Below are 26,890 nucleotides of genomic sequence, written 5' to 3'. Positions count from 1 at the left end.
GAGTTTGGTGACGATGGCGGAGGGGTTCCACGCGTACCCATCCCGAACACGAACGTTAAGTCCTCCAGCGCCGATGGTACTTGGACCGCAGGGTCCTGGGAGAGTAGGACGTTGCCAAGCTCCCTGAACTTCAGGTTCAGGTAATCGGACTCTCGATATGGGTCCTATGAGTAGTGATTAATATTCCCTGATAGCTCAGTTGGTAGAGCACTCGACTGTTAATCGAGTTGTCACAGGTTCGAGTCCTGTTCGGGGAGCCATCTTGCTCTCATAGCTCAGTAGGTAGAGTGCATCCATGGTAAGGATGAGGTCACCGGTTCGATCCCGGTTGAGAGCTCCAAAGAAATACGCAACAACATGAATATGGCCCGTTGGTCAAGGGGTTAAGACACCTCCCTTTCACGGAGGTAACAGGGGTTCGAATCCCCTACGGGTCACCAACATATGGACGCTTAGCTCAGCTGGGAGAGCATCTGCCTTACAAGCAGAGGGTCGGCGGTTCGATCCCGTCAGCGTCCACCATATTTGCCGGTGTAGCTCAGTTGGTAGAGCGGCTGACTTGTAATCAGTAGGTCGTGGGTTCGACTCCTATCGCCGGCACCATTTAACCATTGGGGATTAGCCAAGCGGTAAGGCAACGGACTTTGACTCCGTCATGCATAGGTTCAAATCCTATATCCCCAGCCATTTTGTTAGAGCCATTAGCTCAGTTGGTAGAGCACCTGACTTTTAATCAGGGTGTCGTAGGTTCGAGTCCTACATGGCTCACCAGTTATATAATGATGTGCGCGTGTGGCGGAATTGGCAGACGCACCAGACTTAGGATCTGGCGCCTTTGGCGTGGGGGTTCAAGTCCCTCCACGCGCACCATTTATTAAATACCTTAATGAAATTAAAGGTTTTAACTGGATAATGTATACAACTTCACAAATGTGTGAATATGATGTATACTGAATATCTGAATAACTTATCTCATGCGCGTATGGCGGAATTGGCAGACGCACCAGACTTAGGATCTGGCGGGCAACCGTGGGGGTTCAAGTCCCTCTACGCGCACCATATTTTATTTTCGAATGTGATTATTTACACAGGTCGGAATTGATATACTAAAAATGGTTGTTGTCGATTCTCGATAGATTGAGAGATTAGATAACGATGTGCGGACATAGCTCAGTGGTAGAGTATCGCCTTGCCAAGGCGAGGGTCGCGGGTTCGAATCCCGTTGTCCGCTCCAGATTATGCGCCCTTAGCTCAGCTGGATAGAGCGTTTGACTACGAATCAAAAGGTCAGGAGTTCGAATCTCTTAGGGCGCGCCATTTTCATATTATCGGGATGTAGCTCAGCTTGGTAGAGCACTTGGTTTGGGACCAAGGGGTCGCATGTTCAAATCGTGTCATCCCGACCAGTTATGCGGGTGTAGTTCAATGGTAGAACTTTAGCCTTCCAAGCTAATAGCGTGGGTTCGATTCCCATCACCCGCTCCATTCATCTTCATAAAATTAGTATTTTGCATGTATATGCGGACATAGCTCAGTGGTAGAGTATCGCCTTGCCAAGGCGAGGGTCGCGGGTTCGAATCCCGTTGTCCGCTCCAGAATATATGCGCCCTTAGCTCAGCTGGATAGAGCGTTTGACTACGAATCAAAAGGTCAGGAGTTCGAATCTCTTAGGGCGCGCCATTTTCATATTATCGGGATGTAGCTCAGCTTGGTAGAGCACTTGGTTTGGGACCAAGGGGTCGCATGTTCAAATCGTGTCATCCCGACCAGTTATGCGGGTGTAGTTCAATGGTAGAACTTTAGCCTTCCAAGCTAATAGCGTGGGTTCGATTCCCATCACCCGCTCCATTAATATTATATAACACAGAGACCGCAGACCTTCAGATGAGGTCTTTTTTTGTATATAAACTAGTATCTAAATAGATATTAACAAAAAAATTTAGGCTAGTAATGTGGTAAAGCAGAATTTAGATAAAGATTTTCAGCACAACTTGTAGTATGATGGTAAGAACATTTAGAAAGTTAGAAAATGGTTGGAGTGGATAGGGGGAGACGGATGACTGATTTAACGTTGACCGCAAATAAAACAAATTCAAACAATCTCTTGCGGCGGGACGTACGCTTTTTGGGGAATATTCTTGGAGAAGTGCTCGTTCATCAAGGTGGACAAGAACTTCTTGATGTTGTTGAGAAGATTCGAGAACTTAGTAAATCTCTTCGTGCTGTATACTTGCCAGAATTATATGATGAATTCAAACAGTTAATCAACACGTTAAACCCGGATAATCGTCATCAGGTTATTAGAGCTTTCGCGATATACTTCCAATTGGTGAACATTGCTGAGCAGAATCACCGCATTCGTCGTAAGCGCGATTACGAACGTTCAGCAGGTGAAACTGTACAGCCGGGCTCAATTGAGAACGTTATTTTAGAAATGAAAGAGAATCAAATATCAGAAGATGAGCTGCAAACGATGCTTTCTGGAATGTCATTAGAGTTAGTTATGACGGCACACCCAACAGAAGCAATGCGTCGTGCCATCCTTGATATTCATAAGCGAATTGCAAAAGATGTCATGCAGCTAGATAATCCGACATTAACACATCGTGAGCGTGAACAGCTTAGAGAGAAATTGTTGAATGAGATTATTACACTGTGGCAAACTGACGAATTGCGCGATCGTAAACCTACAGTAATTGATGAAGTACGTAATGGTATGTATTACTTCAATGAGACACTCTTTGATGTTCTGCCTGAAGTATATGCAGAATTAGAACGTTGTCTGGATAAATACTATCCTACGCAATCATGGCATGTACCTACTTATTTGCGTTTTGGTTCATGGATTGGTGGAGACCGAGATGGAAACCCTTCCGTAACTTCTACTGTTACATGGGAAACGATGAAAATGCATCGCGGCTTAGCGATTCGCCAATACGATCAACGCCTGCGTGAACTAATGCGTACGATGAGTTTTAGTACAAGTATCGTAGAAGTTAGTAAAGAGTTGTTGAATTCTATTGAGCAGGACCGCAGCAATGTTGTTCTTAAACATGTGCCTGAATGGAACAACTCGAAAGAACCTTATCGGGTTAAAATTATTTACATGCTTCAGAAGCTCCATAATGTTATGGAGGAAACAACGAAAGGTACTAGTGAACGATATCAGACGGCAGCTGAATTTATTCAGGATTTGAAGCTGATTGATAACAGTCTTCGTCATCATTTCGCTGATTATGCTGCAGATACGCACATTAAGAAACTTATTCGCCAAGTTGAACTATTTGGCTTCCATATGGCTACACTAGATATTCGTCAGCATAGTAAAGAGCATGAAAGTGCGATGACTGAGATATTGGCGAATATGAATATTGTTGAGGATTACAGTGCTTTAGACGAGCAAGACAAAATTGAATTGCTTAACCGTTTGCTGAATGATCCTAGGCCGTTGACTTCGCCGTATATTAGCTATAGTGAGTCTACAAAAGAATGCTTGGATGTATACCGAATTGTATATGAAGCTCAACTTGAGTTCGGTCATTCCTGTATAACAAGCTATCTTATAAGTATGGCTCAAGGCGCTAGTGATGTACTTGAAGTTATGTTGCTTGCCAAGGAAGTTGGATTGTTCCGTGAAGAAGCGAATGGTGATGTACACTGTACATTGCAAGCGGTACCTCTTTTCGAAACTATTGATGATTTGCATGCAGCTCCTCAAATTATGAGTCAGTTGTTTGAGCTGCCTATATACCGTAAAGCAGTTAGCGCTATGAACGACTTGCAGGAGATTATGCTTGGCTACTCCGATAGTAATAAGGATGGCGGGATGCTTACTGCAAACTGGGAGCTTCGCGTTGCATTGAACAAGCTAACAGAAACTGCGAAAGAACACCAAGTGAAACTGAAGTTCTTCCATGGACGTGGAGGTGCACTTGGACGCGGTGGTATGCCGTTGAACCGCAGCATCTTGAACCAACCGCCTCATACGATTGGCGGCGGGATTAAAATAACGGAGCAAGGTGAAGTGCTATCCTCTCGTTATTCTATGCAGGGGATTGCATACCGCTCCTTGGAGCAAGCGACGTCTGCTTTACTGCAAGCGGCTATGTTAGCCCGTTATCCGCAAGTTAATGTTGAGGAAAAGAAATGGGAACTTCTTATGCCAAGCATTTCAGAAACGGCGCAGAAGAAGTATCAGGATCTCATTTTCCGTGATCCAGGATTTTTAACCTATTTCAAAGAATCTACACCGCTTCCTGAGATTGGTGAGCTTAATATTGGTTCACGTCCATCGAAGCGCAAAAATAGTGATCGATTCGAGGATTTGCGTGCAATACCATGGGTATTTGCTTGGACTCAAAGCCGTTACTTACTGCCTGCATGGTACGCGGCTGGTACGGCATTGGATAAGTTCTATAACAATAATCCTGAAAATATGGCTACATTGCGTAATATGTACGAGAACTATCCGTTCTTTGCATCTATGATCGACAACCTTCAAATGGCTCTGGCTAAAGCTGATCTGCTTATCGCGAAGGGATATGCGAGCATGATTAAAGACGATAGTATTCGCGAGCGTATTTTTGCTCTGGTAGAAGAAGAATATAAGTTAACTTCAAAATTGCTGTTAGAGATTACAGGCCAACGCGAAATATTGGACAATGTGCCAGTCATTCAAGAGTCCATTCGCTTGCGCAACCCATATGTTGATCCTCTCAGCTATATGCAAGTTGAATTATTGAAGGAACTACGCGCTTTGCGTGAATCTGGTGAAGATGATCCGGTATTGCTGCGCGAAGTGCTGCTCACCATTAACGGCATTGCATCAGGTCTTCGCAATACAGGTTAATATTATAGCTAATTCGGTTCACCTTTTCATGGAAGCATGCCTTCAGAAGAAATGCAGTCATGGATAAGGAATGGTACGGTGGTCGAGTCTTGTTCCAGCAAGGCTCGGCCTTTCCTGTGTTACGTTGCAGGGATGTATGCCCTAAGCTCCGTCATATTCCTAGTAAGGATTTAAACCGATATAGCAACACGAGTAGTGAGGACGGAGGGACACTGTTGGATACGTTAGAAAGACGACTCGCGAAGTTAGCCCGGACGGGAGACACACGAGCGTTTGCCGAGATTGTCGAACTGTATAAAGACAAAATCTTTCACCTCGCATACCGTATGTTGAGTAACCGACATGAAGCGGAAGATATTGTGCAGGATACTTTTCTGCGCGTATACCGTAACTTAGATCGATATGACGAGAATCAGAAGTTCTCGACTTGGATATACCGTATAGGGACGAATCTTTGTATTGACCGTCTACGTAAGCGCAAGCCTAACTATTCGCTCGATGCGGAAATGACGGATCAAGACGGTGTAGATGGCTATGCTATGATTCCAAGTGATGATCGTACACCCGAGACGTATTTGCTTGTCAGTGAGACGCAGCGAATGATACATGAAGCGATAGAGACGCTTCCGGCCAAATACAAGTCAGTTATGATTCTACGGTACTTGCAGGACATGTCTCTACAAGAGATAAGCGATGTAATGGATATGCCGGTTACAACGATCAAAACCCGTGTGCATCGTGGACGTGAGTTTATGCGGAAGAAATTGGAGAAGAAGATTTAATAACAAGCGTAAGAAAGTTTGAAACGCTTTTTGGAACGTAACGTATCGTATATTGTTACGAAAACATTAAATAATGGGTTTAATCCGTATTATCGGACAAGAGCTGCTTACTCTATCACAAACCCTAAGAAAGGATTGGCTCAGATGGATTGCAAACAAGCCGTCTCATTGATGCATGATTTACTGGATGAAGACCTGGAGCGACAGTGTGCCTTGGACCTAAAAGCGCATATGCTTGCATGTCCGGCTTGCCGTGAGCGTTTCCGCCAGTTAGAACAAGCGGAAAGGCTGCTTTACGGATTCAATCATCGTTTGCAGCCGCCGTCGGAAGATTTGACTGAACGGATTATGGAGGCGATTCCGCGGCCGCAGCGTAAGCAGAGTCCAATGATTGCTTGGGTGAAACGTCATCCTGCCATCACAGTAGCAGCTGTTTTCTTCCTCGTCATGACGACGAGCTGGTTAAGCATGTGGAATGCTGACAAGCAGTTAATCGTCAAAGGCGATCAAATGAATATTATTATTCAAGATGACAAAGTCATTGTGCCTAGTGGTCAAGTTGTCAATGGTGATTTGACGATTCATAATGGTAAGGCGGAAGTTCATGGCGAAGTCAAAGGTAACCTAACGGTTGTTGACGGACAGGTATATCAAGCGTCAACGGCACATATCTCAGGATCGGTTCAAAAGATTGATGAGGCATTTGATTGGATATGGTACCAGATAAATAGCCTGTTCGGCAGTTCGGCGGTAGCGCCGTAGCCTGACGACATCTCGATCGATAAGCTAGCTCTCCCGTGTATATGTCTACGGGGGAGTTTTTTTTATATTCTAAGTTAAAAAGTACATATTCTTGAAGGAACTTTGTAATCTGTTGCCGAAAAGGATATAGTTAAACTAAATAGAGAAGGATTATCTTATTAGGGTCTTGGGGGTACCTTCATGGATTTTTTTGCTGAAATCGAATGGACGAATACGATTAAGAACATACTCGATATTTTAATCGTCAGTTACATCATATATAAATTACTGGTACTCATCAGAGGTACACGAGCAGTACAACTACTTAAAGGAATATTTGTGCTGGTTGTTACATGGGCTGCTAGTACGTGGCTCAATTTGTATACACTTAAATGGTTGATGAATCAGATGTTCACGTTTGGGGTATTGGCACTGGTAATCATTTTTCAACCTGAACTGCGTCGTGCGTTGGAGCAGCTTGGTCGAGGAAAGATTTTTGGTGGTCGCTCGAATACGGAGGAAGATGAGACAGGGCGTGTCATCGGAGAACTGATTAAAGCCATTAATTATATGTCTCGTCGAAAAATAGGGGCATTAATCGTGTTTGAGCGGAGTACAGGACTGAATGAGTATGTGGAGTCAGGCATTCCAATGGATTCGCGGATTAGCTCTGAACTGCTTATCAATATTTTCAGCCCAAATACACCGCTCCATGATGGAGCTGTCATTATTCAGAATAGTAATATTGCGGCAGCAGCTTGTTATTTACCATTATCAGAAAATCCCTTTATTAGTAAGGAATTAGGCACAAGACATCGTGCTGCGATCGGCATTAGCGAAGTATGTGATGCAATATCTGTTGTCGTTTCTGAGGAAACAGGGCAGGTGTCACTGGCTATTAACGGTCAAGTTGTGCGTGATATTAAAGAGGAATCACTCATTTCTAAGTTATTTGAAGAGCTGAAGCCGGATACGAAAAAGGAACGTCGTTTGTTCTGGAAGCGGAGAGGTGATCAGCGTGGATAAATGGTTAATGAACAATAACTCAGCAAAGATTATTGCGCTTGTGTTGGGCGTGCTGTTGTTTGCTGTAGTGCACCATAATGAAGATAGTGCAAATGAAGTGACACATCCCCTTATGGAAACGCGCGTTATCGATGGGGTGAAGCTGCAAGAGAGAGGTTTGGCAAGCAATCTTGTTCTTAAAGGAATAACGCCAAATACGGTCAGTGTGAAAGTAAGCGGTAAGCCGGCAGCGGTTGCGGCAGCTCTTGCTGAAGAATATAAAGTTGTTGTCGATGTTACGGGCTATGGAGCGGGCAAACATATTATTCCGTTGCGATATGATTTTCCAGATGGAGTAAGAGTGGATAGCTTGCAGCCTTCGATGGTTACGGTTGTACTTGAAGAGGTTCAAACAAAACAAGTTGATGTCGTGATAAAAACAGAGGGAACACCTAAAGAAGGATACAAAGCAGGTACGCCAATTGTAACGCCATCTAATCGTGTACATGTTTCGCTGCCTACATCACGTATGACCGAGGTTAAGTCTGTCATTGGTATGGTGAACATTGATGATGCAAGTGAGTCCGTTAAGCAGCAGCAAGTGAAGCTGACTGCTTACGATGGAGCGGGCAATGAAATTAAAGATGCAGTTATAACGCCTTCTGTCGTAGAGGTAGAAGTACCGATTACAAAACCTTTCAAAACAGTACCTTTGCAAGTTAACTTTAAAGGTCAACTGCCAGAAGGCTTATCCGTTGCCCAAGTGACACCGAGTGTGAATCAAATAACGCTGTACGGGCCGCAGGCTGAATTAGATAAGATTGAGTTCTATGATCAGGCTGTCATCGATTTAGGTAATATTAAGGCTAGCGGGCAGTACACCGTAAGTGTGAAGTTGACTGCGCCACCAAACATTGAGAAAATGGAACCTAGCGAGATTCAGGTAAATGTCGTAATATCGGAAGAGAAAGTTAGGACGTTGAAAAACATTCCAATCACGCTAACAGGTGTCAATGATCGCTTAGTAACGACTATAACAGAACCAGCATCAAGGGCTTTTGATATTACGGTTGTAGGCTCGCCAGCAGTTATCGATGCGATGCAAGCCAGCGATATTCAATTGATAGCAAATGTGAATGATCTGCCGCAGGGTAATCATGTTGTTACTCTTCAAGTGAACTTGCCGCGGTTCGTCAAGCTGACTAAATCCGAGCAGTTCACAGCGAAGGTTACGATACAGGAAAAGGGCTCGCCAACAGGCACGAATTCCAAACCTAATCCTGAACCTAACCCGGGGACAGAAGTAGAGACGGATGCCGGTGTGGATCAGACCAATCCTGATTCAACTTCGAATGAGAATTCGACAACAGATCCGCAAGAAGGGACGAATGGTTCGCCTGAAAGTCCGGATGCTGGATCGAGTTCACCAGAGGCACCAGCTACGGATGGGACAAGCTGATTACATTTGATCAATAACCAGCCTTACAAGATATTTAATGATGCTTACTAGCGTGTACCTGTAAACGATTTGCAGCACAGATAAAGAGAACAGATTGCAGATAACACAATGATACAGCTTTGCGTATACAGAAAATAACTAATTTTATCAATGGGATATAATCGAAGGGAACGAGACGAATGGGGAAATATTTTGGTACGGACGGTGTCCGCGGAGTAGCAAATCAACAATTAACAGCAGAATTGGCATATAAGATTGGACGCTGTGGCGGATATGTATTGACGAAAGAAGTATCTAAGCCACGTGTGCTTATTGGGATGGATACACGGGTGTCTGGGCGTATGCTTGAAGCATCTCTAACGGCAGGGATGCTCTCGATTGGTGCAGATGTAGTGCAAGTAGGTGTTGTATCAACACCAGCAGTAGCTTATTTGACAAAGGAACTAGGATTTGACGCAGGGGTTATGATTTCTGCTTCTCACAATCCAGTAGAAGATAACGGAATTAAGTTCTTTGGCCGTGATGGCTTCAAGCTGCTTGATGAGACTGAGAATGAGATCGAAGCACTTATGGATGCGGCAGTCGACGAGCTTCCTCGTCCAATTGGCGCAGACTTGGGCACGATCTCTGTAGATACAGAATTGAAGTGGAAGTATGTTGAATTCTTGAAGACGACAGTTAAGAACTCTTTCGCTGGCAAGCGCATCGTATTAGACGGCGCGAATGGTGCGGCGTTCGAGTTGGCTCCAAAAATTTTCCGTGATCTTGGCGCGGAAGTTATTGCAATTGCTTGTGAGCCAAATGGTTTGAACATAAACGCGGATTGCGGCTCTACGCATCCTGAGAAGCTGCGTGAAGAAGTATTGCGTCAAAAAGCCGACCTAGGCTTGGCTTTTGATGGCGATGCGGATCGCCTTATTGCTGTCGATGAGACAGGTGAAGAAGTTGATGGCGACTTTATTTTGTTAATCTGTGGCGAAGCTATGAACCGTGATGGTCGCTTGAACAACGGTACGATCGTATCGACGGTTATGAGTAACATCGGTTTCTATAAAGCAGCAGAGAAGCTTGGCTTGCAAACGGCGAAAACAGGTGTAGGTGACCGTTACGTAATGGAAGAAATGCGTCGTGGTTCGTTTAACCTTGGTGGTGAGCAATCCGGCCATGTTATTTTCCTTGATTACATTACAACGGGTGACGGTATGCTGACAGCGATTCAGCTTGTGGATACACTTGTTGGTGATGGAAAGAAACTATCAGAAGCGAAAGCTCTTATGCGCAAATATCCACAAGTGCTCGTCAATGTACGTGTACAGGATAAGAGCAAGTATGAAGGCAATGCAGCTATTCTAGAAGCAGTGGCAGCTGTAGAAGCTGAGCTTGGCGATAATGGACGTGTATTGGTGCGTCCGTCTGGTACAGAGTCTCTGATCCGTGTTATGGCGGAGGGTCCTGAAGAGGGCTTGGTAGAGGCTTATGTGAAGCGTATTGCAGATGTCGTTGAGCGTGAGCTGCAATAGTTGATTCTGAATTAGATAAGCAGACCGTTCTTTCTCGCAAGCAACTGAAGCGGGGAAGGACGGTTTTTTCGTATGTTGGGCGTTATGTCTTGTTATGTATTCATGATCATATAAAGTAGTAATTATATACAAATAATACGGCGTATATTGCAAACGAGTGAAGCAATGCATATAATTAAGAACATGTTCAATTTAAAGGTTATGGATAACGTCGAACATTGCCGTGTTCGAAATATCTTTGCAATGCGATCTATAGATTGAATACGTATTCAAAAATAGAAAGGCAGGGTAGTAGCTAAACAAGGATATACAAGCGCCAGCACTTGCAGATATGGACGGCAGCAGCAGCAAGTGGACGAGGTGGAGGTGTTCGAACCTGTTCGGCGGGGACCTCCCGGTGTACCCATCTACATCGACACGGTATAGCAGAAAACAACGAGGCAACTTGTTGGACAATGCGTATCGGCAAGGTGGAACTTGAACTTTTACATTACTATTGATCTTATAAAATATATGAGGTGGTCTGCCTCCTTACAGCATCGCACAAACGTAGACTGGACAATGATTCAGCTTCTGCTCGTTGGTGCAAGAATAGGTTCTTCCTAGTCGATATGCTGCAGGAGGGAACTACCTTCCTTCTGATGCAGTTGTCGGAATAGGTAGACCACAGCTTCTTTGCATAGGTACAGTCATAGTGTGACATTTACAACCCTTGGACGGAAAAAAGGGTCTGTATATCTATATAGCTGATAGTCCAACGAGTATGAAGGAACTTTCGTGTGCGGCGATGTCGAATGAGGCGACCCTATAACGGAGGTTACCTATTTATGTGTGGTATTGTTGGATATATTGGAGCTCGTAATTCGCAGGATGTATTGTTGGATGGACTAAGCAAGTTGGAGTACCGTGGCTATGACTCTGCAGGTATTGCTGTAACTACTGAGCAAGGATTGCAAGTTCGTAAGTCGAAAGGTCGCTTGGCGGTGCTAGCTTCTCAATTGGAAGAGAATCCATTGCGTGGAGACGCTGGTATTGGTCATACACGTTGGGCGACACATGGCAAGCCATCGGATGAGAACTCCCATCCACATACAGATGCGACGATGAAATTCTCTGTCGTGCACAACGGTATTATTGAGAACTATTTGGAGCTAAAAGAAGAGTTGATCGCTGCAGGCGTACAATTCTTGTCTGAGACGGATACAGAAGTTATCTCTCACTTGATCGCTCGTGAATACGATGGGGACATTGTGAAGGCTGTACAGCGTGCAATTCGTCATATGCGCGGTGCATTTGCACTTGGTGTGTTGACAGAGCATGAGCCAGATCGACTGGTTGCTGTACGCTGCGCTAGCCCACTTGTAATCGGTGTTGGGGAAGGCGAGAATTTTATCGGTTCTGATATACCAGCTATTTTACAATATACGCGACGCGTATATATTTTGAATGATAATGAAATGGCAGTCTTGACAAAGGACGCTGTCGAATTGATGACGATCGAAGGCAATACTATTTCTCGGGAAATGATTGTTGTCGATTGGGATGCATTGACTGCGGAAAAGGACGGATTCGACCATTTCATGCTGAAAGAAATTTACGAACAGCCGAAGGCATATCGCGACACAATGCGCGGTCGCATGCTGGATGGGTTGGAAGGTGTCAAACTTCCTGAATTGAAAGTTTTGACTCCTGAGCGCTTGAAGGAAATTCGCAACGTTCATATTATTGCATGTGGTACAGCTTATCATGCAGGATTAGTTGGCCGGATGTTAATTGAGCGTGCAGTGAAGATCCCTGTTGAAAATGATGTTGCGTCTGAGTATCGCTATCGTGATCCGATCATTACACCAGAGACGCTTGTTATCGTTGTCAGCCAATCTGGTGAGACAGCAGATACCTTGGCTGCGCTTCGTGAAGCGAAGAGATGTGGAGCGCCTGTGTTGGCAATTACAAACGTTGTCGGCAGTTCGGTTGCACGTGAAGCAGACGACACAATTGTTACTTGGGCAGGCCCTGAGATTGCAGTTGCTTCGACAAAAGCATATACGTCTCAGCTTATTGCATTCATGCTGTTCAGCCTATACTGGGCACAAGTTACAGGTCGTGCTGAAGTTGCTGAGCTTCGTCGTGAGCTTGCGGCAATGGAAGCATTGCCTGAGCAAGTAGAGAAGCTGCTTGAGCAAGCGACAGAAATGAAGCGTGTTGCTGAAGACATGGCGAAGCATGACAACTTGTTCTTCATCGGTCGTGGTGTTGACCATGCGGTTGTACAGGAAGGATCTTTGAAGCTTAAAGAGATCTCCTACATTCACTCTGAAGCGTACGCAGCGGGTGAGTTGAAGCATGGTACGTTGGCGTTGATCGAAGATGATGTTCCGGTTATTGCTTTGTTGACTCAACCAGCTCTTATTGAGAAAATGGTGAGCAATATTAAGGAAGTAAAAGCTCGTGGCGGTGTCGTGTACGCGATTACGGATGAGGCACATGCAGAGCTTGTAGGAAAAGAAACAGATGGCGTGTTTGTTATTCCGACTACACTTCCTCATTTGAGCCCGGCGTTGTCGGTTGTTCCACTTCAATTGATTGCTTATTATGCATCGCTTGCACGTGGCAATGACGTTGATAAGCCGCGTAACTTGGCGAAGAGTGTGACGGTTGAATAGGATTAATTTAGCTGTGACTTGATGTTGTCAGAAGAAAATAAAGTGTTAGACTGAAAAATAAAGTATTAGACTAGGAAAATAAAGTTGTAGACTGAGAAAATAAAGTATTAGACTCACATATACGGACATACTGCTACTAGTAGCTCTTCTACAGTCTTAGATTCGACATCCAGAATTACAACACGACTCCTCTTTTTGTGGGGCTACCTTTAGGTAGCCTCATTTTTTTATAGATTGGGAGTGGAATGAATGGCTAAGCGGAAACGTGAGATTACACAAGCTAAGATAGAACGATTTCTTAAAGAAGGAAGAGGTCAAGGTAACGGAAAGGACTATCTTCCTTGGCTTAGTGTTCAAGATGTTCCCTCACAAGGGAGAGCGACGCGCGGCATAGGTTGGACTACTGGTCGACGACATGAGCTTTTTTCCGACATCGAACGTGATTATTGTTATCTTCTGGATTATTCAGAAGGGGTAACGGATATTCGAGAGCAGTTTCCACTCCTTCCACTTGAAGAAACATTGATGATAGCAGAGAAATTAGGCGTCAAACATCCGGAAGATCCTAAGACGGGAACTCCTATCGTAATGACAACAGACTTTTTGATTACTTATAAGGATAAAGAATATGCAAGAACGGTTAAACCTGCAGCTGAGTTAGAAAATGATAGAACGATTGCAAAGTTTGAAATTGAGCGTGTTTATTGGGAGACCCATCATATTGATTGGGGAATCATTACGGAGCGTGATTTACCTAACATATTGATTCGAAATATTGAATGGATTCATAAAGAATTTTACAACGAGGATGTAACGGAATTAGGGATATTTGTTGTACAAAATATGCAAAGAATTCTATCAAATCGCCTATATGAGGGAGATACGATTGCAAGAGCCTGCTTGTCTGCTGATGAACAACTTGGATTGGAAGTAGGCACATCCCTTGCGATGTTCCGTCATTTTATAGCACGTAAGATTTGGTCGGTTAATATGTTTGAAAGAATTATTCCAACGCAAGCAGCCATTGATTTTGAAGTACATACAACAATAGAAAGATTGGCGAAAGGTGGGTGAATGAAATGAAATCGCTCTATGAAAATATGGTTCTTGAGTGGCATGTGGCAGATGAGGAGGATCATTACATCGAACGTATTCTATGGATTTCTCCTGCTAGAGATACTGTCATTAGTATTGCAATGAACGACGATAAAGCATTTCCGATTATGAAAACCTACTCTGAGTATACGGCTGGTATAGAGTCCAACCTTTGTAAACAAATCGAGTGGATTAACACAAGTGTCCCTTTATTAGATTCTGCTATAGAGCCCGAACATTTGAGTCTACGTGATAAATCATGGGATGCAATCAAGGATATTGTAAGTGATGAGCCAGGCTGCTTCGATAAACGTTATAGGGGATCTTGTGTAAGAGAAGCACAAGAACGAACAGGTCTTCATAAGAGTACCATTTATCGTTATCTGCGGAGATACTGGCAAGGTGGGAAACTGAAAAATGCACTATTACCCCACTATACGAATTGCGGAAATTATGGAGCAGACAGAACACCGACTGAGGTAAAGCGAGGACGGCCAAGGAAGTTTCAAGATGAACCGACGGGTATCAATATCGATGAGGAAACGAAGCAATTACTTCGCTCCGGTATTCGCTTGTTCTATAACAGCAAGGATAAGGCACCACTTAAGCACGCTTACCAGAAGACCTTGGAAAAGTTCTTTGCTACCGGATTCCGTCAAGATGGTCGCGCTCTTGTACCTGTGCTGCCTCCCACTGACAAGCTACCAACCTTCGGACAATATAAGTATTGGTTTAAGAAAGAAATGGATTTGGAGAACACATTAACAAGTCGACATGGGAAGAAACGATTTGCTTTGGATTACAGACCAATACTGGGTAGTTCTACGTTTGAAAGCTTTGGTCCGGGTTCTAGGTTTCAAATAGATGCTACGATCGCAGACGTTTACTTGGTTAGTGAATATAGACGTGAATGGATTATTGGGAGACCTATCATTTACATCGTAATTGATGTGTTCAGTCGCTATATTTGCGGTATTTATATTGGGCTTGAGGGTCCAAGTTGGATCGGTGCCATGATGGCACTAGCAAATACAACAACGGATAAAGTCCAATTTTGTGCTCAATATGACATCGATATTAGTCAAGAAGAATGGGTGAGCAGCCATCTGCCGCAGAAGCTTACAGCGGACCGTGGTGAACTTGAAGGCACAAAGCCAAGTCATCTTATCGATATATTAGGAGTAGATGTGGAGAATGCGCCTCCTTATCGAGCTGATTGGAAAGGTATCGTGGAGCAACAATTTCGATTAACGAATTCGAGAAGCATCCGCTTTATTCCAGGAGCTATAAAAGAACGTTATAGAGAGCGCGGAGAACGTGACTATCGTCTGGATGCCAAGCTGACACTACGCGAGTTTACGCAAATTATGATACATAATGTTCTCTATCATAATAATAATCACCACATGTTGTGGTATGACAGAAATGAATTTATGGTTGCGGATGAGGTCGCTCCCGTCCCTAGTGAGTTGTGGCATTGGGGAGTTATTAATCGTAATGGCCGTCTTAAGAAGCAACCGGATCATATTGTGAAGCTGAATTTAATGATTCAAGGAGAGGCAACTGTAACAGCGGCTGGGATTCAGTTCAAGGGCATGCATTATAGTTGTGACTTGGCGTTGCGAGAGCAGTGGTTTGTGAAAGCACGAGCCGGGAAAACATGGCGAGTTAAAGTCTGTTACGATCCTCGTTCTACAAACGAGATTTACTTGTGGTTAGATGAAGGACGTAGCTTTGAAACATGTACGCTATTAGAACGGGAAGAACGTTATCTTGATAAAAGAATTGAGGAAGTAGAGGATCTACTAGAAATTGAAAGATACCAGGGCCGGCATCAGGAAGTAAACAACATGCTATCCAAAATTGAACTTGATGCTCAAATGAAGGCCATTGTAGATATGGCATCTCAGAAAACAAATGAGGCAATCCAACATAGCGAAGAAAGTAATCATAAGCGTGTTAAAGGCACTAGGCAGCGCCGTTCCAATGAGAAACTGTTAAATCGAGAACAAGAAGTTTTCCACTTATCTGATCGGGTAGTAACCCCAAAGAACTCAGAGAATAATGTGATTCCATTAAAGCGCGATGAGGGTGTGGAGCAGCCGATATACATTCCTCCTGCAGATAAATTATCTAAAATCAAAGCATATTTGCTTGAAGATGGTGATGACGAATGAGTGAGTTCGATGTTCCGTTATTTCATTTCAGCCGCGGTGAATTTGTAGAGGCAGATTATCAAGATCCTTTACTGGAAGACTATCGAAAAAAATCCGTTATTAGAAGCTCTTCCGCCAATATGGGACGATAAGACGGTAGTCAATAAATTAGCATCTAAGCCAATCTTTTATGCTTCAGAGCGTGATCTGCCTGTTCACGTGCGTTTACATTGCGTACAACGTATTTCTCGTAGTTTCTTTCGGCCATTATCAAGGCATTTAGAATTACAACAGAGTATTTCACGGCTCATTCGAGATGGTTATGTAGGTCGTAATCCTCTTACTCCCAATTATGCATTTAGGGCTCGTAGAGACGCCTATGATCTCATTATGAAGGGCAATACAAGTGGATATCCCGTGAACACACCAACTTCAGCTGGATTTGCGTTAGTTGGTATATCAGGAATCGGTAAATCCAGTAGCTTATTACGCATTTTACAAATGTACCCTCAAGTTATTTTACATCGTAAATATAAAGGCCAAGATATGCCGGCTCCTTATCAAATTGTATGGCTGAAGATGGATTGTCCGCATGACGGATCTATAAGAGGTTTATGTCTTAATTTTCTTCTTGCCGTCGATAGTCTGGTTGGAACTAGATACTACAAGAAAAATGCAACAAAGAACCCTGACGAGTTGCTTCCATTAATGGCGCAGGCTGCAGCTGTTCATTGCCTAGGTGTTCTCATCATTGATGAAATTCAAAATCTTCAAGAGGCCAAAGATGATCGAGCAGCGCAAATGCTTAATTTCTTCGTTCAATTAGTGAATACGATAGGACTACCAGTAGTTCTTGTGGGTACCTATAAAGCTCTGCCTGCACTTAATGGAGAGTTTCGCAATGCCCGGCGTAATAGTGGTCAGGGTGATGCTACGTGGCATCACTTTAAGAAGGATGAGGAATGGACTTGGTTGCTGGAAGGTCTGTGGAAGTATCAATGGACAGACGAAAAAGTATCGCTTGATCAGCAATTTATCGATGTCATGTACGACGAGTCACAAGGGATTTCAGATATTGCGATCAAACTGTTTATGCTGACTCAGTGGCGAGCTCTAGATAAAGAAATATCTCATATTACATCTGAGTTAATTCGTTCTGTTGCTAGGGATCGCTTCACCTTAATTCGACCTGCCCTGGAGGCTTTGCGTTCCGGTAAGAAGAAGCAAATTCAGAAGTTTGCAGACATCTACGATAGTGTTTCTATTGATGATTACTTAGATAGAATCGAAGCTGAGCAAAGGCAAGCAGAACGTCTTGAAGTAATAAGATCAGAACTTGGCTATGACGTAACAGAGCAAACCAAGAATGAAATAAGTGCATGGCTCGTTGATGCAGGTATTGAGTTAGCTGCTGCGCTTCAATCAGCAAATGAAGTAGTAAAGACGCATTTGCATGAATTGGACACGATAGATCTGCATAAAGAGGCTTTGAAGTATGCGCTTCAGCAGCAGAACACAGATGTGAATAAATTACCTTCCAAACAGGGAAAGGGCAAGTCGAAGGTGATGCCGACAGAGCCTAATGATCTACGCTTAATTGTATCCCAAGGGAAAAAGAAGAAGTTATCTTCATACGATTCATTACAGACGGCTGGTTACATCAAAGATCCGTTAGAGTTTATTGGATAAGGTTGTGTTCAGATGAATGAACGGTGTGAGCTTCCCCTTCCATACCCAGATGAACTCTTATACAGCGTTGTCGCACGGTATCACTTACGAGCAGGCAATAGCAGTGCCAAGTGTACGCTTAGGGAAGTGTACGGCACAGAGAATGTCATTCCAACCACGGATCTACCGAGTCATTTGGATTCATTGAATGCTATACAACCTATCTCCGTGGATCAGTGGATTGATAATCATACTTTCTATCCGTACTATGCTTCTTTCATGCCAAGAGATCGTGCCCTTCTATTACGTCAACTAATGAAGAGCTCAGACGGATCGGGTATACATGCTCTGGTTGGTATTACAGCTAGCACTATTTCTAGAAACAGTCATTTACACTTTTGTACGACCTGTTATGAAGAAGACGTTCAGAGATTGGTGAGCCTTATTGGCACCGTGTGCATCAGCTTCCAGGTGTGAAGGTTTGTCCTACACATGGTTACGCTCTGCAACGAATTACGAGTCCTATGTCCGAGCGTCATGGGCTAACTGCTCTCCCAATATCCAGAGATAAGTTTGAATCCATACCGATCATTATGAACTTGAATGAGCGCGTAAAGGGACAATTATTAAGGATTGCTTCGGACATCCAATTGCTTATACAGATGCAGGATACTCAAGTTTTCTATAACTCTAGACGCTTATTGATGCATCGCTTGTCTGATATGGGATTGGTGACACCGGGAGCGCGTGTTAGGCAGCGTAAACTACAAGAACAATTCGTTACTTTCTACGGGAGAGAACTGTTAAACATGCTGGAATGTGCGCCACAGCAAAACGATCACAGCTGGCTTGCTAGTGCTACAAGATCAATGCGAAATGTGGTGCATCCCTTACGCCTAATGCTTTTATTACGGTATTTGTATGGTTCATTTTCAGAGTTCTTAAAGCGGTCTGATCAAGAACTAGCTCTTTTTGGTAAAGGTCCCTGGCCATGCTTGAACAAAGCGGCGGGTCACTACAGGGAAGATATTATAAAGGAGTGCAAAGTTACTCGCTGCTCGGATACTGGACAACCTGTTGGAACATTTCATTGTGCATGCGGCTTCTCGTATTCAAGGAGAGGACCGGATCAGTCAGAGGATGACAGATTTCGCAGAGGTCGGATTAAGTCGTTTGGTTCGTTATGGGAAGCTAGACTCAAGGGATATCTGCAAGCAGGCCTGTCCTATCGTTCAACAGCTATTAACCTTGGTGTCGATACGAATACCGTCATTAAATATGCCGACGGAAACACCACTAGACATACATGCTGTTTAAAAGTAACAGGAAAGAAGAACAAGGTAAAGAAACCGTCTACATTAAACGGATGCAAGCCTGTTCGCGTGGACTGGGAACTCCGTGATTTAGAGCTAAGTTGGCAGGTTGAGGAGACATGTAAGGAGCTTATGAATGATCAATCTAGGCCAGTTAGAGTTCGTGTAGCAACTATAGGGAAACGAATTGGTAAGTTGAGCGTGCTTGAAAAGCATAAAGATAGGCTTCCTATTACGATGAACATTCTATCGAATTATTTGGAATCTGTATCACAGTTTCAAATTCGAAGAGTACGCTGGGCTGCTAAACAAATGAATGGTAAATGGCCTTTGAAGAAATGGAAGCTTGTAAAGAAAGCTGGACTTCGACCAGGATATTCTCCAGAGGTGGAGGATGAGATTAGTCGTTGTATCAGTTATAACACGCTTATATCCCCACTTACATCAACTGAGGTGACACAATGGCTGCATTAACGTTGAGACCCTGGCCATTTCCAGAGGACCAGGAAGCTGAATTATATTGGTTTGGATCGCCTTATATGGACTACAAAGAGAACTGGCGCATACGAGTCGCATTTCGCACATCTTCTACGAACATTAAGGTAGTATCCTATCCATGGGGAACGCTTCCTGACTTACGTATTGGACGACTCTATACAAAGGGCAAGTATGATCCTGTAAAGCCATTAAGCGGCTCTGCATATAGCTTATTAATAAATAAGCTAAGCCAAGGTACTGTTGTAAACAGCTTCAAATTGCCCAAACGGTTAATAGATTTAAACAAAAACCCTGAACTCGGATTACAAAACATTATTCAATTTAAAGTAGATTCACTCACCTATTGTATTCCTGTCATAGAGTTCATTCGGGCCATGTTTGTAAACTCAAAAAACATGGCGTTACATTTGCTTCAGCCTCATGGATTAGAACTGCTTGTTGATCAAAGTGAAATGTATGGCGACGTACTTCACTTCGATATGAGTGCACGTGTCCCTGCTAAATTAGCGATCGATAGTAATGCACGACACCTATCGTGGATCTACATGGATGCAAGGATACGAGCGATGTGGGACTCTGTATATCAACATTTGTTCAGTCAGGCCATTAAGAATTCACCGCAGAATCCTCAAGCCGCTCTTAAGAAGGGGATTCCACTGGGTATTGATTTAACGGAAATAGGTCCTTTACAAATACATGTTCGAGGAGAACAGTTCATTGATTATATTTTAGTCAAAGAGATCATTGGCTTCAGTGGATTCGAACATCCACATGAGAAAATCTCGTTCTGGCACCCGTCTAAGAAGAGACGAGAATCGACTTTTGGTGATAAACAAGTTCGACTAACTTCAAGAGCAGACAATGATAATTACATACTGAACGATGAAAGTGATCATGCGAAAGAGGATATTCATCAAGATGTCTTGGAAGCTCCACCTACCTTTATGCATTTTTCAAACATTCCTGTCGTATCTACACGTAGACAACATGTAAGACAATCCAATACGGGACAAGATGTTATTTTTAACTCAGGTAGAGGTGGCAAGACTTCCGGGGCACAAGAAGAAGTAAGTACACAGGAGTCTGTAGTCGGTGGTGACACATCTCCTATAGACTTTCAAACGCTCGAAACGATTCCGGCCTCAGAGGGAATTGGTTTGGAGTCTTTTTTCGAGATGATTCAGTTATTAAAGCAAACGTTTCCTGTTAAGGTTAGCATGTCTATATTGCGGATACCTCCAGGTAGACGTTTTTCCGTATGTCCCAATGGAGCTCGTAGGACTTGCGCTGTTGTGCAGATTACGAGTGCAGTGAGTACAGCATACATACTAGAAGTTGCTAGACCTGACAATTGGTCGATATCGACTCTGATTCTTCGTCCATCACAGCAAGCTTCGTTTAAGGTGATTGAGGATAATATTAAGCAACTCCTAGAAGGATTAGTTCATAAGGGCGGTCATTGGGATCGAAAAGTACTTGAGCGGTGCAATGGTGTGAGTGTTGAGAAGCTGAAGCATTATCAGAATGATACAGCTATAGAATGGGCTTCTCGTTTGATGAGTAAGATTTTATAAATGAGTGAAAAGTTAACTTATAAAGTAAAAGGAGTAACGAGTCAATGGTGGACTATTTTTTATAGTGAGAGTATAATTTAGTCCAAGGTTATATAATAACCTTAAAAAGCAAGGAAAAGTTGGTGGTATAAGTGGTTGATATTTATGAACAATACGTCCATTTGACTCGTTTAGCTCTGGAAGGCAAACAAAAAGATGTGAAAATGCTGGCTCGAAAAAATATGCGTTTATTTATGAAAACACGTCCAGATATTGCAGAAGTACTTGAAAAAGTACTAAATAATACTGCTAACAGCACAAGAGCGTTTAATGATGATATGTTGTCTCCACTACCTGTAGATATGGATAGTCGATTAGAGCTCCTTAAGAGAGATTATATTGATTTTGAAAGCGATCCGGTTTGGCCAGAGGCTGTATACTCAGAATTGGAAGCTATTATTAAAGAGAGAGAGCGCTTGAGTGAATTAACATCACGAGGACTGGCACCAACAAGGACGGTTCTTTTTGTTGGGCCACCAGGTGTTGGAAAAACATTAGCTGCCAGATGGTTAGCATATCAATTAAAGCGTCCACTTCTTACTTTAGACTTAGCTGCTGTAATGAGTAGCTACTTGGGGAAAACAGGTAACAATATAAGGGCTGTAATTAACTATGCACAACGAGAGTCTTCCATTCTTCTTCTTGATGAACTCGATGCTATAGCCAAACGAAGAAATGATGATTCTGAAGTAGGTGAGTTAAAAAGATTGGTAACAGTTCTATTGCAGGCTGTTGATGAATGGCCAGCCGATGGACTGCTCATTGCAGCTACTAACCATCCTGAATTACTGGATCCTGCGGTATGGAGACGTTTTGAAAGGGTTATTCATTTTCCAGTTCCTTCTTCAGCGGATATCGCTTATACAATTAATTCATTAATATCCACTGAAGATGAAGTCATGCCAAAAAACTTAATTGAAATTTTGTCAATTGCACTTGAAGGGGTCTCGTTTTCGGAGGTTGTTCGTCAGTTAAATATAGCTCGTAGAGATAGCGTAATTAAACAAATTAGTTTGCAACAGTCTTTTGAAGAGCTTATTAACAAAATTAGTCTAGATATCGATCGTAACAAGAGAATAGAGTTTGCTGTTAAGTTAGTGCATAATGGGCAATCACAGAGAAGAGCTTCTGAAATAACAGGTATTTCACGTGATACAATTCGAAAGCATATGAAAACTGTGGGACATAAATCTGAGGGGGTTGAGCATTAATTATGGCTAGAGAAAATAATTTTCTTTTAGGTAATGGTGAGCACTTAACAAATACAGTGAATGTTCCTCGTAGAGGCGGTAAAAAAATACCGCCTTACTCTTTTCCAACAGCTCAAAAGCATTTTTCTCAATGGCTTGGTGATGCAAATGAAAAATTTAACAAAATGAGCAGTTCAGCTTGTCCTAATGATGAAGTTACTGCCTTAGTCACTATGCACCCACGGTATATATCTAAAAGTGACTTTCCAATAGAACTTTTAGATACTGTTGGTTTGCGTGCTGTTGGCGGACGTTCCAAAAGAATAAAGCCAATGCAATGGGGCATAGAAAAACATCCTGAGGAAGCAGTAACTGATCAAATTTTCGTAATGGGAAAAAGAAGTGATTTTACAACATGGTATAGAGAGATAAATAACTGGACTGAAGCTGTAACCGGGGCAAAGCATTTAAGTCATATTGAGGATTTATCTGCTCACATCGGAGTAGATAAAGTACAAGCACTACCTGAAAATCGTGATGAGTACTGTCTGGAAGTTGTCTTTCATGAAACTTCAGCAAGTACGCTTGATATGTTTGAATACTATGCAAAAGAATGTGATGCTTATCCAATTTTTGATCGTAAGCGTGAATCTAAAGGACTCATTTTTCTTCCTGTATATGCTTCTAAAGAGAATGTTCATAAACTTGCTGACTTTTCGTATATTCGTGTTGTGAGATCGATGCCAACACTTAGACCGTTGCAACCTGAAGTATTACGAAAGGTCCAATCTTTTCCTATAAAAATGAATATTGAGCCTAGTGTAGATCAAGCTTTAAGAGTAGCTATATTCGATGGTGGGATTCCTTCAAGTATTAATCTATCACCTTGGGTAAATTTAATTGAGCCGCCTGGGATAGGAGCAGCAGTTCCAGAGTATCAGGAACATGGGTTAGCAGTAACTTCAGCTTTTTTATTTGGGCCATTAGAGCCTAATAAAGGTGCAGAACGACCTTTATGTCATGTTGATCACATAAGAGTTTTAGATGATAAAACAGGAAGTAATGGAGATTTTGAATGTTACGACGTACTAGATAGAATCTTACATGTTTTAGATAATAACAGTGAACCATATCATTTTTTGAATTTTAGTGTTGGTCCCGATATTCCCATTGAAGATGATGAGGTTACTGGTTGGACTGCAAGCCTGGATGAGAGACTTTGCGGTGGTAGTTCACTTACAACTGTGGCAGCAGGTAACTCTGGGAATTTATGCTCGGTGAGTGGCTTGAACAGGATTCAGCCCCCTTCAGATGCAGTAAATGTTATGGCTATAGGAGCATGTGATAGTGTCAGTTCACTTTTCTGGAAAAGGGTAGATTACAGTTCAGTTGGCCCTGGACGTAGTCCTGGACTGGTTAAGCCAGACGGTCTTGTATTTGGAGGCAGTCAGCACAGTCCGTTTTATGTATTAGAATCTACGGATCCTTATACGATAAAGGGAACCATGGGAACTAGTTTTGCAGCTCCTTATGGTTTAAGATCAGCTGCTGCGGTACGAGTCCAATTAGGAAATAGGTTTTCTCCATTAGCCATTCGTGCGTTGCTCACCCACAGGGCGGAATCAGAGGATCATTCTCTTACTGAAGTAGGATGGGGACGATTGGAAACAGATTATAATAAACTGATTACATGTGATGACGATGAGGCATTGATAGTCTTTCAGGGTGAATTACCTGTTGGCAGTCATTTAAGAGCACCAGTGCCATTACCTAGTGGAGATTTAGAAGGTATGATTGGGATTACAGCGACGTTAGTTATAGCTCCAGAGGTGGATCCGAGTTATCCTAACACATATACTCGAGGGGGGTTAGAGGTTACTTTCCGCCCGGATTCTACAAAAAGAAAAATTAGTAAAGAAGGGAAAGTTCCTCTCCATGCAAATTCCAAATCATTTTTCAATGTAAAGAATTTATTTGGATCAGGGGCGTATGAATACGAATTACGTGACGAGGGACATAAATGGGAACCTTGCTTAAAAGTAACTCAACAATTTAAATCTGCTTCGCTTAATGCTCCTTGTTTTGATATCTATTATCATCATCGAGGAGAAGGGATGAAATTGAAGGAACCAGCACCAATACAATATGCTTTGGTCGTAAGTATTAAGGCTAATAAGGTTGTTGATCTGTATGACCGAGTCCTTAGGACTTATTCGAATATTTTGATTCCTCTTCGACCACAAAACAGAATTCAAATTCGGAGTTGAGAAAAGGATAACAAATTGAGCTAATTTAGAAATAGGTAGCTGGGAGGTTTTTGTTTGCTGTTACAAGAAATTCAAGAGGTAGAAATGACTCCAGAGGAAGAGCTTCAAGAATATATAAAACGATTGGGAATATTAGTATCCGAATACATAGGTTTTTCTATACAGTTTTCTTTAGAAAAATCTAATATCAGCGAGTCGGTGGATGAAAAGGAAATAAGCTTGGGTCTACATGTAAATGATATTATTAATATTTCTGGGTTAATGGATGAAGTGATTACGGATGTAATATCAAAATTGATTTACGTAATGCAAAATGCAATTAATAAGACGGAGACTTTGGATTATGATCTTTTTCATAATTTAACCGCTGAGGTCTCGCTCTCATTAATTTTTGAAGACTATGTTAATAATAATGCAATCGGAAAATTTAATAAAATAAATTTCCTTAATGATTTGAGGGAGATTAGCTCACATACCTACGAGTCTAGTAGTGTAGATGTAGGTATTGTATATTGTCCTAACAATGAAGCACTTAAAGATTTGAAAAAAATTAAAGATATAGAGTATATAAAACTAAGCAGTGCAATTACAATAAAAGAGTTTTTCTTAAATGAAAAACCGTTCTTGAAGTTAATTGATAAAAAATCGCTAGCTATTGCAGTAGATCATAACTTTAATGTGTTTGCCATACTTAGAAAAAAAGAAGGAAGTAAAAGTCTCTATTCAATATTTGAAAACTCATTTAATGAATACGGTTCTAATCATGTAACAAAGAAAGTTATTGCCAGTTTCCTCCAGCCGCTTGAAGAAAGACAGCATCTATCCTCATCAGAGAAAGAATTTCAGAACTTCTTATTGGAAAAAATCAAGAGAAATATTACATTTTTCGAAAACAATAATAATGCTCAAGTACCTAAGTTCAAATATATTGATGTACAAAATAAAAAAATAAGCTTCCATACTGGGAATAAGTTTGTAATTTCTTATTACAACGGAACTTGGAAATTAAAACATTACAATTCACTTTTTGCACATATCTTATACAGGTCCTTAGTGACACAATTATCACATTTTTTGTGGTTGGAACAAGACGAATTTGAAAATTTCATAAAACGTTTATCATCTAATGTGTCTAAGCTTCTACACTGCATGAAAAATTTATCAATTAGCAGTTGTAGCTCAATCTTTGTGATTCTTGATAATCCTGAAATTAGTTACAGTCTTTCTACCTCGCAAGTTAAAAACTTACTTAAAAAAACAGCACTTCTACGTAAAGTAAATATAAATAAGAATTTTATAAACGCTATAAAACGAAAAAGTAATCATCTGAATATAACGGACATTGATCCTTATTTGCTTGACTCACTTTCTACAGTGGATGGTGCGGTTATCCTAGATACAAATTTTAATATTTTAAGCTTCGGGGAGACAATTCAGGTTAACAATAAAGATTACTCAGATACTTTCGGGACTGGAACACGAGCTAGTAGGGCGGCTTCCGAATATGGACTTTCAATTAAGGTTTCTGAAGATGGAGATATTAACTTATTTAGAGATGAAGAAAAGCTACTCACTCTTTAGGTTAAGCGGCTATTATCTTGTTTGCGACAAATTATATGATGTAAATATTATCGATAGTAGTATTTTACCTATAACGGAGGTATGTAAGTGCCAATTCCTGAAAGTCAACTTGAAACTTGGGCTCACCAAGTGGACTGTCAACACAAAATCAAACAACTTTTTTAAGGGCTTTTCTTTTATAATTAACTGGGCTCATATAGCCTAATGTCCCATGTATGCGGTGCTTGTTATACCAATTGACATAGTCATATAACTCCAACGTAAGATGTTGCAGGCTCTGAAAATTCATTTGGTTAATAAACTCTGTTTTCATTATTTTAAAGGTAGCTTCAGCAACGGCGTTGTCGTAAGGACAACCTTTCATGCTTAATGAACGGCTAATCTGGAATGTAGCCAATGTCTCATCGATTAACTTATTCTTAAACTCACTACCACGGTCAGTGTGGAACAATTGAATCTGTCGCAAATCTCCTTCCACAGAAGCAAATGC

At 42.1% G+C, this 26,890-nt stretch carries 18 protein-coding genes, 17 tRNA genes and 1 rRNA gene; 35 read left to right on the top strand and 1 reads right to left on the bottom strand.

The annotated features are described in order from the left end of the window. The first annotated feature begins 3 nt into the window (after positions 1-3). From rrf to H580_RS0114030, 35 genes are all read left to right on the top strand, one after another. Positions 4-120, top strand: a 5S ribosomal RNA gene (gene rrf, locus H580_RS0114190). Positions 121-184: 64 nt separating this feature from the next. After that, a tRNA-Asn gene (locus H580_RS0114185) sits at positions 185-260 on the top strand. A 4-nt stretch (positions 261-264) separates the two neighbouring features. Further along, positions 265-340 (top strand) — tRNA-Thr (locus tag H580_RS0114180). 25 nt (positions 341-365) lie between these two features. Further along, positions 366-440, top strand: a tRNA-Glu gene (locus tag H580_RS0114175). Between the two features lie 6 nt (positions 441-446). Further along, a tRNA-Val gene (locus H580_RS0114170) sits at positions 447-522 on the top strand. 5 nt (positions 523-527) lie between these two features. After that, a tRNA-Thr gene (locus H580_RS0114165) sits at positions 528-603 on the top strand. 9 nt (positions 604-612) lie between these two features. Next, positions 613-687, top strand: a tRNA-Gln gene (locus H580_RS0114160). Between the two features lie 8 nt (positions 688-695). Beyond that, a tRNA-Lys gene (locus H580_RS0114155) sits at positions 696-771 on the top strand. A gap of 15 nt (positions 772-786) precedes the next feature. Continuing rightward, positions 787-870 (top strand) — tRNA-Leu (locus H580_RS0114150). Between the two features lie 106 nt (positions 871-976). Next, a tRNA-Leu gene (locus H580_RS0114145) sits at positions 977-1,059 on the top strand. Between the two features lie 100 nt (positions 1,060-1,159). Beyond that, positions 1,160-1,234, top strand: a tRNA-Gly gene (locus tag H580_RS0114140). A gap of 6 nt (positions 1,235-1,240) precedes the next feature. Continuing rightward, positions 1,241-1,317: transfer RNA gene (locus tag H580_RS0114135), tRNA-Arg, on the top strand. A 12-nt stretch (positions 1,318-1,329) separates the two neighbouring features. Beyond that, positions 1,330-1,406 (top strand) — tRNA-Pro (locus H580_RS0114130). A gap of 5 nt (positions 1,407-1,411) precedes the next feature. Continuing rightward, positions 1,412-1,485, top strand: a tRNA-Gly gene (locus H580_RS0114125). Positions 1,486-1,520: 35 nt separating this feature from the next. After that, positions 1,521-1,595 (top strand) — tRNA-Gly (locus H580_RS0114120). 8 nt (positions 1,596-1,603) lie between these two features. Further along, a tRNA-Arg gene (locus tag H580_RS0114115) sits at positions 1,604-1,680 on the top strand. Positions 1,681-1,692: 12 nt separating this feature from the next. Continuing rightward, positions 1,693-1,769: transfer RNA gene (locus tag H580_RS0114110), tRNA-Pro, on the top strand. A gap of 5 nt (positions 1,770-1,774) precedes the next feature. Beyond that, positions 1,775-1,848 (top strand) — tRNA-Gly (locus H580_RS0114105). 208 nt (positions 1,849-2,056) lie between these two features. Beyond that, positions 2,057-4,849 carry a phosphoenolpyruvate carboxylase gene (gene ppc / locus H580_RS0114100; RefSeq protein WP_028595367.1) on the top strand — a complete coding sequence of 931 codons (2,793 nt, stop codon included), beginning with the start codon at positions 2,057-2,059 and terminating at the stop codon, positions 4,847-4,849. Between the two features lie 215 nt (positions 4,850-5,064). Then, entirely contained in the window at positions 5,065-5,631 is a 567-nt protein-coding gene (gene sigW, locus H580_RS0114095) for an RNA polymerase sigma factor SigW (protein ID WP_028595366.1), read from the top strand. A gap of 144 nt (positions 5,632-5,775) precedes the next feature. Then, positions 5,776-6,393 (top strand): anti-sigma factor, encoded by a 618-nt coding sequence (locus tag H580_RS0114090; RefSeq protein WP_028595365.1) that lies wholly within the window; start codon positions 5,776-5,778, stop codon positions 6,391-6,393. A 180-nt stretch (positions 6,394-6,573) separates the two neighbouring features. Then, positions 6,574-7,398 carry a diadenylate cyclase CdaA gene (gene cdaA / locus H580_RS0114085; RefSeq protein ID WP_028595364.1) on the top strand — a complete coding sequence of 275 codons (825 nt, stop codon included), beginning with the start codon at positions 6,574-6,576 and terminating at the stop codon, positions 7,396-7,398. Continuing rightward, positions 7,391-8,836, top strand: coding sequence for a CdaR family protein (locus H580_RS24305; protein ID WP_051217471.1), 1,446 nt, complete (start codon positions 7,391-7,393; stop codon positions 8,834-8,836). The genes cdaA and H580_RS24305 overlap by 8 nt, the downstream gene beginning before the upstream one ends. Positions 8,837-9,015: 179 nt before the next feature. Next, on the top strand, positions 9,016-10,356 hold the full coding sequence (glmM, locus tag H580_RS0114075; RefSeq protein WP_028595363.1) for a phosphoglucosamine mutase: 1,341 nt from the start codon (positions 9,016-9,018) through the stop codon (positions 10,354-10,356). An 827-nt stretch (positions 10,357-11,183) separates the two neighbouring features. Continuing rightward, positions 11,184-13,019 (top strand): glutamine--fructose-6-phosphate transaminase (isomerizing), encoded by a 1,836-nt coding sequence (glmS, locus tag H580_RS0114070; RefSeq protein WP_028595362.1) that lies wholly within the window; start codon positions 11,184-11,186, stop codon positions 13,017-13,019. Between the two features lie 249 nt (positions 13,020-13,268). Beyond that, positions 13,269-14,093: a heteromeric transposase endonuclease subunit TnsA gene (locus tag H580_RS0114065; protein ID WP_028595361.1), complete on the top strand. Its 825-nt coding sequence runs from the start codon at positions 13,269-13,271 to the stop codon at positions 14,091-14,093. Positions 14,094-14,098: 5 nt separating this feature from the next. Continuing rightward, positions 14,099-16,291, top strand: coding sequence for a Mu transposase C-terminal domain-containing protein (locus tag H580_RS0114060; RefSeq protein ID WP_028595360.1), 2,193 nt, complete (start codon positions 14,099-14,101; stop codon positions 16,289-16,291). Beyond that, positions 16,288-16,422, top strand: a complete 135-nt coding sequence (locus H580_RS26815; RefSeq protein WP_281167979.1) for a hypothetical protein — start codon at positions 16,288-16,290, stop codon at positions 16,420-16,422. The genes H580_RS0114060 and H580_RS26815 overlap by 4 nt, the downstream gene beginning before the upstream one ends. A gap of 265 nt (positions 16,423-16,687) precedes the next feature. Then, positions 16,688-17,959 carry an ATP-binding protein gene (locus H580_RS24300; RefSeq protein WP_245583571.1) on the top strand — a complete coding sequence of 424 codons (1,272 nt, stop codon included), beginning with the start codon at positions 16,688-16,690 and terminating at the stop codon, positions 17,957-17,959. Between the two features lie 12 nt (positions 17,960-17,971). Next, positions 17,972-18,415: a TniQ family protein gene (locus tag H580_RS25930; RefSeq protein WP_084509234.1), complete on the top strand. Its 444-nt coding sequence runs from the start codon at positions 17,972-17,974 to the stop codon at positions 18,413-18,415. 47 nt (positions 18,416-18,462) lie between these two features. After that, entirely contained in the window at positions 18,463-19,725 is a 1,263-nt protein-coding gene (locus H580_RS0114050; protein ID WP_157282918.1) for a TnsD family Tn7-like transposition protein, read from the top strand. Continuing rightward, positions 19,713-21,323: a Tn7-like element transposition protein TnsE gene (locus H580_RS0114045; protein WP_028595358.1), complete on the top strand. Its 1,611-nt coding sequence runs from the start codon at positions 19,713-19,715 to the stop codon at positions 21,321-21,323. Before H580_RS0114050 ends, H580_RS0114045 begins: the two co-directional genes overlap by 13 nt. 131 nt (positions 21,324-21,454) lie before the next feature. Next, complete coding sequence (locus tag H580_RS0114040; protein WP_028595357.1) at positions 21,455-22,573, top strand: AAA family ATPase; 1,119 nt, start codon at positions 21,455-21,457, stop codon at positions 22,571-22,573. A gap of 2 nt (positions 22,574-22,575) precedes the next feature. After that, entirely contained in the window at positions 22,576-24,819 is a 2,244-nt protein-coding gene (locus H580_RS0114035; protein ID WP_028595356.1) for a S8 family peptidase, read from the top strand. Between the two features lie 54 nt (positions 24,820-24,873). Next, positions 24,874-26,400 carry a hypothetical protein gene (locus H580_RS0114030; RefSeq protein ID WP_028595355.1) on the top strand — a complete coding sequence of 509 codons (1,527 nt, stop codon included), beginning with the start codon at positions 24,874-24,876 and terminating at the stop codon, positions 26,398-26,400. Between the two features lie 148 nt (positions 26,401-26,548). Here the strand turns inward: H580_RS0114030 and H580_RS0114025 are convergent. Then, positions 26,549-26,890, bottom strand: a 342-nt coding sequence (locus H580_RS0114025) for an IS3 family transposase (protein WP_028595043.1), incomplete at its 5' end; no start/stop codon positions are given.

The sequence above is a fragment of the Paenibacillus assamensis DSM 18201 genome (assembly GCF_000422445.1).
Classification (GTDB): Bacteria; Bacillota; Bacilli; order Paenibacillales; family Paenibacillaceae; genus Paenibacillus_B; species Paenibacillus_B assamensis.
This window is presented reverse-complemented; position numbering and strand designations above follow the sequence as displayed.

What these genes read in the sequence shown, in the direction of transcription:
- ppc (WP_028595367.1), top strand. Translation starts at nt 2,057, where the DNA reads ATGACTGATTTAACGTTGACCGCAAATAAAACAAATTCAAACAATCTC.
- H580_RS0114090 (WP_028595365.1), top strand. Translation starts at nt 5,776, where the DNA reads ATGGATTGCAAACAAGCCGTCTCATTGATGCATGATTTACTGGATGAA.
- cdaA (WP_028595364.1), top strand. Translation starts at nt 6,574, where the DNA reads ATGGATTTTTTTGCTGAAATCGAATGGACGAATACGATTAAGAACATA.
- glmM (WP_028595363.1), top strand. Translation starts at nt 9,016, where the DNA reads ATGGGGAAATATTTTGGTACGGACGGTGTCCGCGGAGTAGCAAATCAA.
- glmS (WP_028595362.1), top strand. Translation starts at nt 11,184, where the DNA reads ATGTGTGGTATTGTTGGATATATTGGAGCTCGTAATTCGCAGGATGTA.
- H580_RS0114065 (WP_028595361.1), top strand. Translation starts at nt 13,269, where the DNA reads ATGGCTAAGCGGAAACGTGAGATTACACAAGCTAAGATAGAACGATTT.
- H580_RS0114060 (WP_028595360.1), top strand. Translation starts at nt 14,099, where the DNA reads ATGAAATCGCTCTATGAAAATATGGTTCTTGAGTGGCATGTGGCAGAT.
- H580_RS26815 (WP_281167979.1), top strand. Translation starts at nt 16,288, where the DNA reads ATGAGTGAGTTCGATGTTCCGTTATTTCATTTCAGCCGCGGTGAATTT.
- H580_RS25930 (WP_084509234.1), top strand. Translation starts at nt 17,972, where the DNA reads ATGAATGAACGGTGTGAGCTTCCCCTTCCATACCCAGATGAACTCTTA.
- H580_RS0114050 (WP_157282918.1), top strand. Translation starts at nt 18,463, where the DNA reads ATGTCCGAGCGTCATGGGCTAACTGCTCTCCCAATATCCAGAGATAAG.
- H580_RS0114045 (WP_028595358.1), top strand. Translation starts at nt 19,713, where the DNA reads ATGGCTGCATTAACGTTGAGACCCTGGCCATTTCCAGAGGACCAGGAA.
- H580_RS0114035 (WP_028595356.1), top strand. Translation starts at nt 22,576, where the DNA reads ATGGCTAGAGAAAATAATTTTCTTTTAGGTAATGGTGAGCACTTAACA.